Consider the following 14,187-nt stretch of genomic DNA (forward strand, 5'->3'; position numbering starts at 1 on the left):
CGTGCTTAGGTTATGCAAAATTAGAATTTAAAAACAGAAATCAAGAGCGTTATGGTCTATGCAAATCCCCTTTGCAGGACTCGCCATGAAGCTGTCTCGTTTCCTACGCCGTGCACTGACCGTAGCCTTGTTCACGGCCCCAGTCGCCCACGCAACAGAGCCTGTGGTTCTGCATGTTGGCGACCAAAATTACTACAACATTCGCGCTTCGATTGAAGCCTCGGGCGTGTTGAAAGACGCACCTTACTCAGTCGACTGGAAACACTTCCAGGCTGCCGCGCCGCTCGCTGAAGCGTTGCAGACCGGCTCGCTGGATCTGGGGTTTCTCGGCGACTCGGGCTTCCTGTTTCTCGCTGCCAAACAGGCACCGGTGAAACTGATTGGCGTGTCGCGGCAGAATCCGGACACCATTGCTCTGTTGGTGCCAAAGGATTCGCCGGTAAAGACCATTGCCGATCTCAAAGGTAAGAAGGTCGCGTATTGGCCCGGAGCCTGGAGTCAGCAACTGACCTTGCGCGCGCTGGAGCAGGGCGGCCTGCCGGAAAACTACGTCGACTTCGTCAAGCTGATGCCGATCGACGCGGCCGCCGCTCTCCCGCAAGGCAGTATCGATGCCTTTCCGGTGTGGGAACCGTATATCTCGCAACAGATTGTGTTCTCTGGCGCTCGACCGATTCTGACCGCAAAAAACCTGATGCCAGGGCTGAGCGCCATCGCTGCGTCGACGCCTTCCATCGACAGCAAGCGCGCGGCGATTGCCGATTTTCTCGGACGTCTCAAACAGGCGCGCGCCTGGGTTGATAACCACACCGACGAATACGCCGATCTCTGGGCGAAAAAGGCTAACCTCGACCAGCAGGTCTCGCGCCATTGGTTACGCCAAGCGCACATGACCGTCGGGCCGGTGAATCAGCAGGCGGCAGCGGATTTGCAGAGCACGGCGGACTTTCTGTTCAAAGTCAAAGCACTGCCGGCACCGTTGGCCACGGCGGGGATCATCGACACCTCATTTCAACAAGCCTTGACGCACTGAAAACCGGCACCGGAACCAAACCCTGTGTACCTTATCCAACCTGCGCTCGCCGATAGCAGCGCGGGGAGGGTAACGGGCGAGGGAGTTTTGCCATTCGACAACACGACGGCTGCGGCCGGACTCAGGGCAAACATGACATCCGGATGCAAACTTCTCTGTGCGGCGCTCATCGCGTTCGGTCTGGCCGGCTGCATTGCCGCGCCGATCGAAATGACCGCGCAAACCGAAACGCGACTGAAGACCCAGCCGCCCGTGCGTTTTTTGCTGACGTTCGATGATGGTCCCAGCGCTTCAGGGTGGTGGAACCCCACGGCCACGGTGCTCGACAGCCTCAAGAGCAATCCGGTGCAGGCAGACATCAAAGCCGTATTTTTCGTGCAGACCCGAGCATCCAGAGCGGGTGACAGCGAGATCGGTCGCAGCCTCATGCGCCGTGAGCACGTAGAGGGACATATCCTCGCCTTTCACACCGCGACTCACTGGCACACCAATCATCGCTTGCTTGAGCCGCAAGAGCTGGAGCAATCGCTGACCGATGGCAGCGCTGACATCGCCGCTATTACCGGAGCGCCGCCCAAGCTGTTGCGCCCGCCGTTCTGGAACTACGACAAGCGCACATTTGCGGCCTATCAAAAACACGGCTTGCACGTCTTGCTCACGGACTTGAGCGCCAACGACGGCAAGATCTGGGGCTTCAACGCCAGCCCTCGGCGTCGGGCGAACATGTTGCGGCAGTTATCGCAAGTGCGTGAGCGCATTGCCCTTGGCCAATTGCCGACGGTGGATGGTGTGGTTCCGGTGGTAGTGACGTTCCATGATCTCAATCGCTACACGGCGCGCCACACCCGAGAATATCTGCAGATTCTGCTCGATAGCGCGGCGGCAACCGGGGTTAGACTGGCAAACAAGCCGTTCTACGACGATCAGGCTGCTCTGGAAAAAGCTGCCCTGGCGCGTACGGTTCAGCAAAGCGCGGAACCGGTGAATCTGCCCGGAATGTGGAACTGGATCTGGGACCACGACGCGCATTGAGTGGCGTGGATAATCTGTGATCGGTTTGGCATTTGCGGACCAGGCAATAAACGCGTCCTGCATCTATGCTCGGTGGATCGATTCTCCGCCTGCGAGGCGTCCGCCCATGCTTGCCATTGCCGATATTTGTCGCATCGTCGAGTCAGGCTTCCCGAACTACAAATGTGATTGCGCGCCAACCGCGCAGGGTTTATTGCGCATCAAGGTGTACGAGCCGGGAAGCGGGCGTGTCGAACTGTTGCTTGATGGCGTATCTCCCGAACAATTGGTCACGATTCGCGATATTTCAAATTTCATTGGTGAGTTGCGAACGGAAATCAGCGCGGGTCGCCGGGCGTTCGCCGGCTGATCGTTATAAACGCCTTTGAAAGGCCTGCACGATGCGCCGCGTCGCGTCATTGGTTTCAAGATTGTGCACGGCATCGAGCGGGTACCAGATGCAATCGACGATTTCATTCTGGGGGCGCACATCGTCGAGGTTGACCACCGAAGCCTCGTACACATGATGCCGCGTACTGCCCGCCTGAAAATCCATCAGGTACAGGACGTCCTCTGCATTCAGCCCGGTTTCCTCCTGCAACTCGCGCACGGCTGCCGCCGCACGGGTTTCCCCGGGTTCGACCTTGCCGCCGGGTAATGACCAGTGATGGCGGGGTTTGCGCACCAGGAGGATATGGCGATCCTGCTCGCAAATGACGGTGGCGCGTACTTTCATGATTGCCCTGTTGATGCGTGTCATAAATCTGTAATCAAACTGCAATATTCGAGCCGCAAGCGGATTTAAAGGTTCCCTCTTGATTCGGAGCCATTTGCGTAGCAAAAAGTGCCAGTGAATTGACATGCGCCAGGGCGAATCCGGTTTACACCGCAGCGGGGAGCGGGTGTAAGGTAAGCCCGTACACCGAAAACACCGTTGGCAAACAGGAGGTGCTCATGAGCATTCCAATGCTGAACAAGCTGCACATGAACGGTTATGACGTCCTCAGCGTGAACAACGGGCCATGGCGAGTCTGCACGCAGGGCGACCGATTGGCGTCATTCACCAGCAGGGAGGAAGCGATGGCTTACGCGGCTGCGCTTCCCGGTTACAAAAAACGCTCCAGGCAAGTGCAAAGCCAAATTGGCGGCTGACCCGTTGTAACGAAAGAGCCCCGGTTTCGACCGGGGCTTCTTGTTTGAGGCCTTCAAGTGCTTCAGTGAACCTTGGTTCGGCTGATGGTCCGGGCTTTTACCTCCTTGGCATAAATCTGCAATCTTTCCTCGTCGCTTTGCAGGATCTCGCAAGACCGCAATACAGTCTGAGCGTCGGCCTCGTTACCGGATTTGCGCAATTGCTCAGCGATGCGCTTGAGGTCGACTGCCGACCATCTCAGGTCCGATGCCACGCTTTGCAAATCCCGTTGAAGTTCGTGTTCATATTCATTGAGCCGCATGATCACCTCCAGAACATTCTCGGTAGAAAAGAGTAGTCGCATTTCTCAAGGTGCGGCCGAGTCATCTGACGCCCGGCTGAACGGATGTAAAAAATTGTCCAAACGCCGGTAACGGCGGGATGCCACGATGGATGTGCCGACGGTTAAACGGTACATTCACGTTTTTTCCGAACAGGTAAACAGCATGCGCGTATGGATTGGCACTTTGACCCTGGCCTTGTTGACGGGTTGCTCGTTACCAGCATCGCTGGTGCCGGGCGAGCCAAACCTCAGCAAGACCAGTGACAAGCCTCCCAAGGAATATGCCGCGTGTTTGTTACCGTTGTGGCAGAAGGACGTGGCCAAGACTTCGCAGACGTCGATTTCCAACGGCTACCGGATTACCGCGCCGAGCATTATCACGGCGGATGAGATTCTCGATATCGTCAAATACAAGGACGGCAGCAAAGTGTCCCTTTATCAGGGGCCGCCTTGGGCGAAGTCCGGGGCCCTGCGCCAGTCGGTACGTGACTGCCTGTAACCGGGCGCCCGGATCTCAAAAAGGCAGACACCGAAATTCCGGTGTCTGCCTTTTTTCTTGCATGACGTCTACTGATGCTCGCTCGCAATGGGCTGTGACAGTTGTCCGCAAGGCGCAGCAGGATCGTGGACTAGGCTTTGGATGTCGGCCCGTGACGGGATCGGCATGACTGAAAGGAGCCTCGGATCATGGATGATCTGGTCAAGGAAATCATTCCGCTGTTGCAGTACCTCATCCCCGGGTTTTTATCGACCTGGATCTTTTATTCACTCACGGCGTTCAAGCGGCCGGATACATTTGGTCAGATTGTGCAGGCGCTGATATTCAGTTTTGTGATTCAGGGCGCGGTGTTGGCGGTGGGCAGCCTCTGTTTGTGGATTGGCTCGAAGGGGTTTTCATTAGGAAAATGGGATGATCGGGCGCAAACGCTCTGGGCATTTGTGTTTTCGCTGATGCTGGGATTGTTTGCCTGTTATCTGGCGACGAATGACAAATTGCACGGTTGGTTACGTAAGCGAAACGTCACGAAACAATCTTCTTTCCCAAGTGAATGGTTCTGCGCTTTCGCCCAGTTCGACCGGTTCATAACCCTGCATTTACATGACGAGAGGCGCGTGTTTGGCTGGCCTGTGGAGTGGCCGTCCGCATCCAGTTGCGGGCAGTTCGTGATGCAGAATCCACGTTGGGTTAATGATGATGGCAAGTCGACGCCTTTTGGTGCCGAAATTTTGCTGATAGATTCCGCGCAAGTTAAGTGGGTTGAATTCAGCCCGGTATCGGAGGGTTCATCATGACGACTGCAAGAGCGCCGCGACCAATGCCAAAGCAATACGAACGCCTGTTCACAGGGCCTGACGGCAAGCCGCTGGAGGAGCCGTTGATCAAAGCCCCGAGCGCTCCGCCGCCACTCAAATACAGGTTGCCACAATAATTTTCAGCCCCAACCCTGCACCACCGCCCGGCGAATCGCCTCCAGCAACATCGCGAACGCCGGGTTGTCATTGTTTTCTCGCCAGATCAGATGCAGCTCGCTCTGCACCCCTTCGCCCAGATCGATCTCGCGAAATACCACATTCCTGAACACCACGCTGGTCGCGCAACGCGGTACCAGCGCCAGACCCATGCCGGCGTTGACCAACGCCAGGATCGTCAATGATGAGCCCAGCCACTGCACGTAATCCGGTGCCACCCGCGCTGAGCGCAGCGTGCCGGTCAACAGTTCGTTGAACGGGGGATAGGCTTCATGGGAGTACATCAGGAACGGCTGTTTATCCAGGTCAGTCACTGACACCTCAGCTGCATTTGCCAATCTATGCCCGCTTGGCACTGCCAGCACAAACGGCTCGCGCACCAGGCATTCAGTGGCGTAGCCGGGTTCCTGCAATGGCGCTCGGGCAATGCCAAGGTCGATACGGCGAGCGCGCAACGCTTCGTGCTGCTGATAGGTGTTCATCTCTGCCAGATCGATTTTCACCTGAGGCTGTTTGAGCCGCGCTTCGGCGATCACCTTTGGCAGAAACTCATACACCGCGCTGCCGACGAACGCGATGTTCACCGAGCCAATGTCGCCCTCTGCAAACCGGCGTGCGGTGACTGCCGCTTGCTGCGCGCGCTCCAGCAGATTCTGCGCTTCGACAAAAAATGCCCGGCCCGCCGCCGTCAGCGCAACGGTGCGGGTGCTGCGGGTGAACAACTCGACGCCGAGGTGATGCTCCAGCAGCTGAATCTGCCGGCTCAGCGGTGGCTGGGTCATGTTCAAGCGTTCGGCGGCGCGGCGGAAATTGAGTTCGGTGGCCACCGTGGTAAAGCAGCGCAGCTGGGTGAGTTCGAACATTGATCTAATCCGGGTATCAATCGAGTGCCAGTTTAGATTAGACGGGATCAATGCGCGGCGTCCATGATCGGCTCATCGCTTCAAGTCATCCCTAAAAAAACAAGATCGGGAGTCGCCCCTTGAAAACCCTCCAGAGTCCGCCGGACATCACGGTGCTCGCCCGCGCCGCCGCCAAGGTCAAACGCCACGTGCTGCCGCTGTTCGTGGTGATGTTCATCGTCAATTACATCGACCGGGTCAACATAGGTTTCGTGCGCAGCCATCTGGAGACCGATCTGGGTATTGGCGCAGCGGCGTATGGACTTGGCGCCGGATTGTTTTTCATCGGTTACGCACTGTTCGAAGTGCCGTCGAACATGCTGCTGCAGCGCTACGGCGCGCGGGTCTGGCTGACCCGGATCATGTTCACCTGGGGCGCCGCAGCCATGGCCATGGCTTTCGTTCAGGGTGAAACCAGCTTCTACGTACTGCGCTTTATCCTGGGCGCGGCCGAGGCTGGGTTCTTCCCGGGGATCATTTATTACTTCACCCAGTGGCTGCCAGCGTCCGAGCGCGGCAAAACCATGGCGGTGTTTCTCAGCGGCTCGGCGATAGCCTCGGTGATTTCCGGCCCGGTGTCCGGTGCGCTCCTGCATATCAGCGGGCTGGGCATGCACGGCTGGCAGTGGATGTTTCTGATCGAAGGCGCAGCGTCGGTGGTGTTGTGCGCATTCGTCTGGTTCTGGCTGCAATCACACCCGCGTCAAGCCAAGTGGCTGAGCGAGGAAGAGCGCGAAGCGCTGGTCGCGGCGATTGCCGAAGAACAACGCGTTCGCGAAGCAGTACAAGTCGCCAAACCATCGATGTTCAAGCTGCTGGCTGACCGGCAGATCGCGCTGTTCTGCTTCATCTATTTCTCCATCGCGCTGACCATTTACGGCGCGACGTTCTGGCTGCCGAGCATGATCAAGAAGATGGGCAACCTCGGTGATTTCCAGGTCGGGCTGCTCAATTCGATTCCGTGGATCATTTCGATTGTCGCCATGTACGGCTTCGCAGCGATGGCCGGCAAATGGAAATTCCAGCAGGCCTGGGTCGCGCTGACCTTGGTGATCGCCGCCATCGGTATGTTCATGTCGACCACCGGCGGGCCGGTGTTTGCCTTCGTCGCCATCTGCTTTGCCGCCATCGGTTTCAAAGCGGCGGCGGCGCTGTTCTGGCCGATTCCGCAAAGCTATCTGGATGCGCGCATCGCTGCGGCGGTGATCGCGCTGATCAACTCCATCGGCAACCTTGGCGGCTTCGTCGCGCCGACCGCGTTCGGCATTCTTGAACAAACCACCGGCTCCATCGAGGGCGGCCTGTATGGCCTGGCGGCGACATCGCTGATCGCCGCCGTAGTGATCCTCTTCGCTCGCACGGCGCCCGGCGCCAAAGGCCAAACCCCGGCAAAGCCAAGTGACGAAGCCGCCGTTGTGGCGCCGGCTCGTCCGGCCGCGAGCCACTGAATCGATTGTTGATCTGTCAGGAGCGTCATCTTGAAAATCACCCGTGTCAGCGTCACCCCGATTGCCTTCCGCGATCCGCCACTGCTCAACGCCAGCGGCATCCACGAACCTTTTGCCCTGCGCTCGATCATCGAAATCGAGAGTGACAACGGCTACATCGGCCTCGGCGAAAGCTACGGCGATGCCCCGGCGCTGGCGATCCAGCAACAATTGCAGAGCCAGTTGATCGGCCTCGATCCGTTCAACCTCAATCAACTGCGCGCGATCGTGCAGGCTACCGTCGCGGCGAATAAACCCGCCAGCGTCGCTGGCGCTGAACTGGCCCCCGGCTCCCACGCCAGCAAAGCGGTGAGCAATGCCTACTCGGCGTTTGAAGTAGCGTTTCTCGATTTGCAAGCGCACTACCTGAACGTGCCGCTGGTGGACCTGCTCGGCGGCGCGATCCGCGATGAAGTGCCGTTCAGCGCTTACCTGTTTTTCAAATACGCCGAACATATCGAATCGCCCTACAAACCGGACAACTGGGGCGAGGCGCTGAACGAGCAGCAGATCGTCGCCCAGGCAGCGCGAATGATCGAAGCCTACGGTTTCAAGAGCATCAAGCTCAAGGCCGGTACCTTGCCGCCGGAGCATGAAGTGGCTTGCATCAAGGCGCTGAAGAAAGCTTTCCCGGGATTGCCGCTGCGCATCGATCCGAACGGCAACTGGTCGCTGGAGACGGCGATTCGCATGGCCGAACTGCTCGGCGATGATCTGCAGTATTACGAAGACCCGACCCCGGGCCTCGATGGCATGGCCGAACTGCACAAGCGCACCGGTCTGCCCTTGGCGACCAATATGGTGGTCACTGATTTCGACGAGTTCCGCCGCAGCGTTGCGCAGAACAGCGTGCAGATCGTCCTCGCCGACCACCATTACTGGGGTGGCCTGCGGGATACGCAGACGCTGGCGAAAATGTGCGACGTGTTCGGCCTCGGCGTGTCGATGCATTCCAATTCGCACTTGGGTATCAGCCTGATGGCCATGGCGCACGTCGCGGCAGCGGTGCCGAATCTGGATTACGCCTGTGACACCCACTACCCGTGGCAGGAGCCGGACGAGGAAGTGATCAAGGGCGGCAAGCTGCCGATTGTCGATGGCTGCGTGAAGATCACCCGCGCGCCGGGGCTCGGGCTGGAGCTGGATCATGAGCAACTGGCCAAGCTGCATGATCAGTACCTGACGTGCGGGATTCGCCAGCGCGATGACGTGCGGCAGATGCAGCGGTACAAGGCGGATTGGCGGGCGGTCAAGCCGAGGTTTTAAGGTCGTTGCGACTGGCCTCTTCGCGAGCAGGCTCGCTCCCACACTTGGCATATATTTCCCTGTGGGAGCGAGCCTGCTCGCGAATGGCCGCGAATCGATCCTTCAGAGGGTATCAATCAGCCAATCCCTGAACGCCTTCAACGAAGGCAGATTCTCATTGCGCGGCGGGTACACCAGGTAATAGCTGCGCCGGCTGGTAATCGGTTCGCCCAGTTGCAGCAATTCGCCCTTGAGCAATTCCTCTTCGACCAGAATACGCGGCACCAGGCCCACGCCGATATTGGCGCGTACCGCTTGAATCAAGTGCGAGGTCATTTCGAAGCTCGGCCCGATCCGCATGCTGCGATGCGGCAGTTGGTGATGGCTGAACCATTCTGCCCATGCCTGGGCATTGCTGCTGACGTTGAGCAGTAATTGCCCGGCAATGTGCCGCTCGGCCTCGTCGCGTTCAGTCGCCGACAGCTGCGCGCTGGCAATCGCCACCAGTTCTTCGGTGTGCAGGGGCAGGGCGGTCAGGCCTGGCCACTCCCCGCCGCCGACGCAGATGGCGGCGTCGATTTCGCTGGTATCGAAGTCGATGGTTTCGATCCGCGAATGCAAGTGCACGGTCATGCCCGGGTGCGCCGTGTAGAAATCCTTCAACCGTGGCAGCAGCCATTTCGAGCCGAAGGTCGGCAGCGTCGCCAGGCGCAGGCTATGGATGCCCGAACCAAACGCCATTGCCTGCAAGGTTGCGCTGCGAATCTGTCCGAGGGCTTCAGTGAGCTCGCGCTGATACATGCGCCCGACATCGGTCAGCACCACTTGCCGGCCCTCGCGACTGAACAGGCGCATGCCGAGCATCTTCTCGAGAATCTGTACCTGGCGGCTGACCGCGCTCTGCGTCAGTGACAGCTCATGGGCGGCGCGCGTGTAGCTCTCGTGGCGAGCGGCGGCCTCGAAAGCCAGCAGCAGCGACATGGACGGTGTGAGGGTGCGCGGATTCATTCGTAAAACTCATCGATAGCGGGTCGAAATTACGCTTGTTCCATGGCTGGCCAGCAATGAACATGGGCGCAATCAGATGGCGGAGCCTGACGCAATCATTCCTTGCGCACAACTGTTCACCGCCACACAGCCCGATTTGACCGAGATGACCCGACCGATGATTGCCCAGCTGTCGCCTGCCAAAGCTTTGACCGGCGATTACCAACAATTCCTCGCCGCCCTGAAAGACAGCGGCTTTCGCGGTGAAATCAGCGCTGATTACGCCAGCCGCGTGGTGCTCGCGAGCGACAACTCGATCTATCAGCGCTTGCCGCAAGCGGCGGTGTTTCCGCTGGACGCCGAAGACGTTGCACGTGTGGCGCGGCTGATTGCCGAACCAGCGTACGAGAAAGTGGTGATCACCCCGCGTGGCGGTGGCACCGGCACCAACGGCCAATCGCTGACGGACGGCATCGTCGTCGACCTGTCGCGGCACATGAATCGCATTCTGGAAATCAACGTTGAACAGCGCTGGGTGCGGGTGCAGGCCGGTGTGGTCAAGGACCAGCTCAACGCCGCCCTGAAATCCGCCGGGCTGTTTTTCGCCCCGGAACTGTCGACCTCGAACCGCGCCACGGTCGGCGGCATGATCAACACCGACGCCAGCGGCCAGGGCAGTTGCACCTACGGCAAGACCCGCGACCATGTGCTGGAGCTTGAGATGATCCTGCGCGGCGGCGAGTGTCTGCACGGCCTGCCGCTGGCCGCGGATGAGCTTGCAGCGCAGTGCGCCCGCGATGATCGCGTCGGCGAAGTCTATCGTTGTGCGCGGCAGATCATTGATGAACAGGGCGAGCTGATCAAAGCACGCTTTCCCGATCTCAACCGCTGCCTGACCGGTTATGACCTGGCGCATCTGCGCGAGGCAGATCAGCGCTTCAACCTCAACAGCGTGCTCTGTGGCGCTGAAGGCTCGCTGGGCTTCGTCGTCGAAGCGCGGCTCAACGTGCTGCCGATTCCCAAACACACGATGCTGGTGAATATCCGCTATGCCGGGTTCATGGATGCCTTGCGTGATGCGCGGGCGTTGATGGCGCTCAAGCCGTTGTCGATTGAAACCGTTGACTCCAAGGTCTTGCTGTTGGCGATGCAGGACATCGTCTGGCACGGCGTTGCCGAATATTTTCCTGAAAACGCTGAGCGGCCGACGCTGGGCATCAACCTGGTCGAGTTCTGCGGTGACGATCCCGAAGACCTGCAACGCCGCGTCGAAGCGTTCCTCGAACACCTGCAAAACGACCGCACCGTGGAGCGCCTGGGCCATACGCTGGCGGTTGGTCAGGCAGCGGTGAACAAGGTCTACGGTATGCGCAAACGGGCGGTGGGCCTGCTCGGCAACGTCGCCGGCGAAGCCCGCCCGCAGCCGTTCGTTGAAGACACCGCAGTGCCGCCGCAGCACTTGGCCGAATACATCGCCGAGCTACGCGATTTGCTCGACAGCCACGGTTTGCAGTACGGCATGTTCGGCCATGTCGACGCCGGCGTGCTGCACGTTCGGCCGATCCTCGACATGAAAGACCCGCAGCAAGCGGCGCTGGTACGCCCGGTGTCCGATGGCGTAGCGGCGCTGACCCAGCGCTACGGCGGCCTGCTCTGGGGCGAGCATGGCAAGGGCCTGCGTTCGGAATACGCGCCGGCATTCTTCGGCGAGTTGTACCCGGCGCTGCAAGCCTTGAAAGCAGCGTTCGACCCTTTCAATCAGTTCAACCCGGGCAAAATCGCCACGCCAGCGAACAGCGGCGCAGCGCTGCTGAAAATCGATGAAGTGACCCTGCGCGGCGAGCTGGATCGGCAGATCGACGAGAAAGTCTGGCAAAGCTACGGCGCGGCCATGCACTGCAACGGTAACGGCGCCTGCTACAACTTCGACCCCGATGACGCCATGTGCCCGTCGTGGAAAGCCACCCGCGAACGCGCGCAGTCGCCCAAGGGCCGCGCGTCATTGATTCGCGAATGGCTGCGGTTGCAGGGCGAGGCGGGCGTTGACGTGCTCTCGGACGCAATCCGTAAACCGGCGTTTTTCAGCACGCTGTGGCAGCGCTGGCGCAACAGCCGCGATCCGTCGGCAGACTTCTCTCATGAGGTGTACGACGCCATGGCCGGTTGTCTGGCCTGTAAATCCTGCGCGGGGCAGTGCCCGGTGAAGGTCAACGTGCCGGAATTCCGCTCGCGTTTTCTCGAGCTATATCACAGTCGTTATCTGCGTCCGGCACGGGATTACCTGATTGCCTCGCTGGAATACACCATTCCATACATGGCGCATATTCCGGCGCTGTCCAACGGCTTGATGGGCGCGGGCTGGGTGCGTGGCGCACTGGCGCGGGTCGGTGGCATGGTCGATGTGCCGTTGCTCAGCCGTTTCGATTTTCACGCGGCGATGCGCCGTTGGCAGGTGCAGCCAGCAACGGTTGCAACGCTGTCGGCACTGACCTCAGAGCAACGCGAACGCAGCGTGGTCATCGTGCAGGACGCCTTCACCCGCTACTTCGAAGCGCCGCTGCTGGCTGATCTGGTCGAGCTGATTTCGCGCCTGGGTTATCAGGTCTATCTCGCGCCGTTCAGCGCCAACGGCAAGCCGCTGCACGTGCAGGGCTTTCTCTCGGCGTTCAATCGCGCGGCGTTGCGTAACACTGAGCAGTTGCAGGCGCTGGCGCAGACCGGCGTGCCGCTGCTGGGGCTGGATCCGGCGATGACTCTGGTCTATCGCCAGGAATACCTGAAAGTACCGGGCCTGAATGAATGTCCTGAAGTGGCGCTGGTGCAGGAATGGTTACTCAAGGTCATGCCAGAACGGACGCCTGAGGCTCAACCCAAAGCGTTCCGTCTGCTCGCCCATTGCACGGAGAAAACCAACGCGCCGGCCGCGACCCGCCAGTGGGAACAGGTCTTCGGACGTGCCGGTCTGAAGCTCGCCACGCAGGCTACCGGTTGCTGCGGCATGTCCGGTACTTATGGCCACGAAGCACGCAACCGCCAGACCTCGGCAGTCATTTACGAGCAATCGTGGGCGCGTCAGGTGCAGGCTCCGGCGGAGCAGGGCGAGGCGTTGGCGACCGGCTATTCCTGCCGCAGCCAGGTCAAGCGCCAGTCGGATCAGGCGCTGCGCCATCCGTTGCAGGTGCTGCTGGAGGCGCTGCGTCGCTGACCGTGTCGCTGGTGGCTTTGTCCCAGATCAGGCGCGGGTCGAAACTCATCGCCGCGAGCATGGTGAACACCACGACCAGGCCGAAGAACAGGATGCCCGGTCGTGGCTCGATATCGCCCAGCGCCTGGAATTTCACCAGCGCCGCGACCAGCGCGACTACCAGCACGTCGAGCATCGACCAATAGCCGATCAGCTCGACGAAGCGGTACAACTTCGAACGCTCCTTGCGCGCCCAATCGCTGTTTCGCTGCACCGTGACCAGCAGCAAGGTCAGGGCGACGAACTTGACCCCCGGCACCGCGATACTGGCGATGAAAATGATCAGGGCAATGTCCCACGCTCCGGCCTCCCAGAACTCCAGCACGCCGCTCATGATCGTGCTGTCGGCGCCGTTGCCGAGCATCACCGTATTCATCACTGGCAGCAGATTGGCCGGGATATAGAAGACCAGTGCAGCGAGCATGTACGCCCAGGTGCGCGTCAGTGAATTGGTCTTGCGCCGATGCAGCGGTGCATCGCAGCGTGGGCATTGGTGGGGCTCGTCGGTCATGTCGCAGGCCAGGCCACAGCTGTGGCACAGGCACAGGTTGAGCTCGCTGGCGGTCGGTGGACGCTTCATAAAATGTCCCAGAGTTCGCGGATGTCACGGCCGGCAATGCGGATCATCATCAGGCTCAGCACCGCCAGGGCGAACAGGCCGATCCCCGGCAGCACATCGAGCAGGCCGGCAAGTTTGAACACCGCGACCATCGCCCCCAGCAGACACACTTCGAGCATGCTCCACGGGCGCAGGGTTTCCAGCCAGCGCATGCACAGATTGAACCCCGGTGCCCGCCTCATGCCGAGGGCGAAACTCAACACCCAGACCAGCAACACTAGCTGAAACGCCGGGGCGATGATGATCGCAATAGCAGCGACCATCGCGATGAAGGTGATCGGCCCCTGGCTCAGCGCGAGCACCGAATCCCACAGGGTCGCGCTGTTTTTCATGCCTTTGAGGCTGATGCTCATCACCGGATAGAAATTGGCGAACAGCCACAGCATCGCCGCCGTAAACGTCAATGCCAGACGCTGCTCGATGGTCAGGCCGTTGAAACGCTGCAGCACGCCACCGCAGCGCACGCACAGGGTTTTCTGGTGTTTGGCGAGCACGACTTTCTCGTACACGCAATCACAGTGCTCGCAGATGATCAGGTGTTGGGTGTTGATCATGGACAACGCTCAGGGGCAAGACGTACCTGTTCACTATAGAAGGCTAGGGTGGATGGGCAACCTTAATCTCGGGATGTTTGGGTTTTGCTTTTTTGATGTTATAAGGTAACGCAAAATTCGAGGGCGGCATTGTGGCTGCCCGGTGTTATTCCTCTCGATT

Annotated in this window: 15 protein-coding genes; 9 read left to right on the forward strand and 6 right to left on the reverse strand. The window is 59.8% G+C overall.

Going from position 1 to position 14,187, the window contains the following annotated elements; translation table 11 throughout:
- Positions 1 to 85: 85 nt before the first annotated feature.
- From ACMYUN_RS26120 to ACMYUN_RS26130, 3 genes are all read left to right on the forward strand, one after another.
- Positions 86 to 1,033 carry an ABC transporter substrate-binding protein gene (locus tag ACMYUN_RS26120; RefSeq protein WP_129999972.1) on the forward strand — a complete coding sequence of 316 codons (948 nt, stop codon included), beginning with the start codon at positions 86 to 88 and terminating at the stop codon, positions 1,031 to 1,033.
- Positions 1,034 to 1,165: 132 nt separating this feature from the next.
- Positions 1,166 to 2,065, forward strand: coding sequence for a polysaccharide deacetylase family protein (locus tag ACMYUN_RS26125; protein WP_415762199.1), 900 nt, complete (start codon positions 1,166 to 1,168; stop codon positions 2,063 to 2,065).
- 106 nt (positions 2,066 to 2,171) lie between these two features.
- Positions 2,172 to 2,414 carry a DUF1652 domain-containing protein gene (locus ACMYUN_RS26130; RefSeq protein ID WP_039763110.1) on the forward strand — a complete coding sequence of 81 codons (243 nt, stop codon included), beginning with the start codon at positions 2,172 to 2,174 and terminating at the stop codon, positions 2,412 to 2,414.
- A 3-nt stretch (positions 2,415 to 2,417) separates the two neighbouring features.
- On the opposite strand, the gene ACMYUN_RS26135 is transcribed toward ACMYUN_RS26130, so the two are convergent.
- The gene (locus ACMYUN_RS26135; protein ID WP_051600742.1) at positions 2,418 to 2,780 is read right to left on the reverse strand and encodes an NUDIX hydrolase; all 363 of its coding nucleotides are present in this window, start codon (positions 2,778 to 2,780) and stop codon (positions 2,418 to 2,420) included.
- Between the two features lie 218 nt (positions 2,781 to 2,998).
- Here ACMYUN_RS26135 and ACMYUN_RS26140 point away from each other — a divergent pair, with 218 nt between their 5' ends.
- On the forward strand, positions 2,999 to 3,196 hold the full coding sequence (locus tag ACMYUN_RS26140) for a DUF2188 domain-containing protein (RefSeq protein WP_415762200.1): 198 nt from the start codon (positions 2,999 to 3,001) through the stop codon (positions 3,194 to 3,196).
- A gap of 62 nt (positions 3,197 to 3,258) precedes the next feature.
- Here ACMYUN_RS26140 and ACMYUN_RS26145 read toward each other — a convergent pair whose 3' ends face one another.
- Positions 3,259 to 3,498 (reverse strand): hypothetical protein, encoded by a 240-nt coding sequence (locus ACMYUN_RS26145; protein ID WP_039763471.1) that lies wholly within the window; start codon positions 3,496 to 3,498, stop codon positions 3,259 to 3,261.
- A 184-nt stretch (positions 3,499 to 3,682) separates the two neighbouring features.
- Between ACMYUN_RS26145 and ACMYUN_RS26150 the strand changes: the two genes are divergently transcribed.
- Both ACMYUN_RS26150 and ACMYUN_RS26155 read left to right on the forward strand, forming a co-directional pair.
- Positions 3,683 to 4,018: a hypothetical protein gene (locus tag ACMYUN_RS26150; RefSeq protein ID WP_129999970.1), complete on the forward strand. Its 336-nt coding sequence runs from the start codon at positions 3,683 to 3,685 to the stop codon at positions 4,016 to 4,018.
- Between the two features lie 188 nt (positions 4,019 to 4,206).
- Positions 4,207 to 4,812 (forward strand): DUF6338 family protein, encoded by a 606-nt coding sequence (locus ACMYUN_RS26155; protein ID WP_415762202.1) that lies wholly within the window; start codon positions 4,207 to 4,209, stop codon positions 4,810 to 4,812.
- Positions 4,813 to 4,952: 140 nt separating this feature from the next.
- Here the strand turns inward: ACMYUN_RS26155 and ACMYUN_RS26160 are convergent, their stop codons facing one another.
- Positions 4,953 to 5,852 (reverse strand): LysR family transcriptional regulator, encoded by a 900-nt coding sequence (locus ACMYUN_RS26160; protein WP_415762203.1) that lies wholly within the window; start codon positions 5,850 to 5,852, stop codon positions 4,953 to 4,955.
- 119 nt (positions 5,853 to 5,971) lie between these two features.
- On the opposite strand from ACMYUN_RS26160, the gene ACMYUN_RS26165 reads away from it, so the two are divergent.
- Both ACMYUN_RS26165 and ACMYUN_RS26170 read left to right on the forward strand, forming a co-directional pair.
- Positions 5,972 to 7,339, forward strand: a complete 1,368-nt coding sequence (locus ACMYUN_RS26165) for an MFS transporter (RefSeq protein WP_415762204.1) — start codon at positions 5,972 to 5,974, stop codon at positions 7,337 to 7,339.
- Between the two features lie 30 nt (positions 7,340 to 7,369).
- Complete coding sequence (locus tag ACMYUN_RS26170) at positions 7,370 to 8,644, forward strand: glucarate dehydratase family protein (protein ID WP_415762205.1); 1,275 nt, start codon at positions 7,370 to 7,372, stop codon at positions 8,642 to 8,644.
- A 102-nt stretch (positions 8,645 to 8,746) separates the two neighbouring features.
- Here the strand turns inward: ACMYUN_RS26170 and ACMYUN_RS26175 are convergent, their stop codons facing one another.
- Positions 8,747 to 9,631: a LysR substrate-binding domain-containing protein gene (locus ACMYUN_RS26175; protein ID WP_415762207.1), complete on the reverse strand. Its 885-nt coding sequence runs from the start codon at positions 9,629 to 9,631 to the stop codon at positions 8,747 to 8,749.
- Between the two features lie 157 nt (positions 9,632 to 9,788).
- On the opposite strand from ACMYUN_RS26175, the gene ACMYUN_RS26180 reads away from it, so the two are divergent.
- Positions 9,789 to 12,815: an FAD-binding and (Fe-S)-binding domain-containing protein gene (locus ACMYUN_RS26180; protein WP_415764004.1), complete on the forward strand. Its 3,027-nt coding sequence runs from the start codon at positions 9,789 to 9,791 to the stop codon at positions 12,813 to 12,815.
- On the opposite strand, the gene ACMYUN_RS26185 is transcribed toward ACMYUN_RS26180, so the two are convergent.
- Positions 12,748 to 13,434 carry a paraquat-inducible protein A gene (locus ACMYUN_RS26185; protein WP_415762209.1) on the reverse strand — a complete coding sequence of 229 codons (687 nt, stop codon included), beginning with the start codon at positions 13,432 to 13,434 and terminating at the stop codon, positions 12,748 to 12,750. The two genes, ACMYUN_RS26180 and ACMYUN_RS26185, sit on opposite strands and share 68 nt — an antisense overlap.
- On the reverse strand, positions 13,431 to 14,027 hold the full coding sequence (locus tag ACMYUN_RS26190) for a paraquat-inducible protein A (RefSeq protein WP_039763102.1): 597 nt from the start codon (positions 14,025 to 14,027) through the stop codon (positions 13,431 to 13,433). The genes ACMYUN_RS26185 and ACMYUN_RS26190 overlap by 4 nt, the downstream gene beginning before the upstream one ends.
- Positions 14,028 to 14,187: the final 160 nt, after the last annotated feature.

Origin of the sequence: Pseudomonas sp. CP4 (assembly GCF_047758505.1) — a bacterium.
Classification (GTDB): Bacteria; Pseudomonadota; Gammaproteobacteria; order Pseudomonadales; family Pseudomonadaceae; genus Aquipseudomonas; species Aquipseudomonas fluorescens_AO.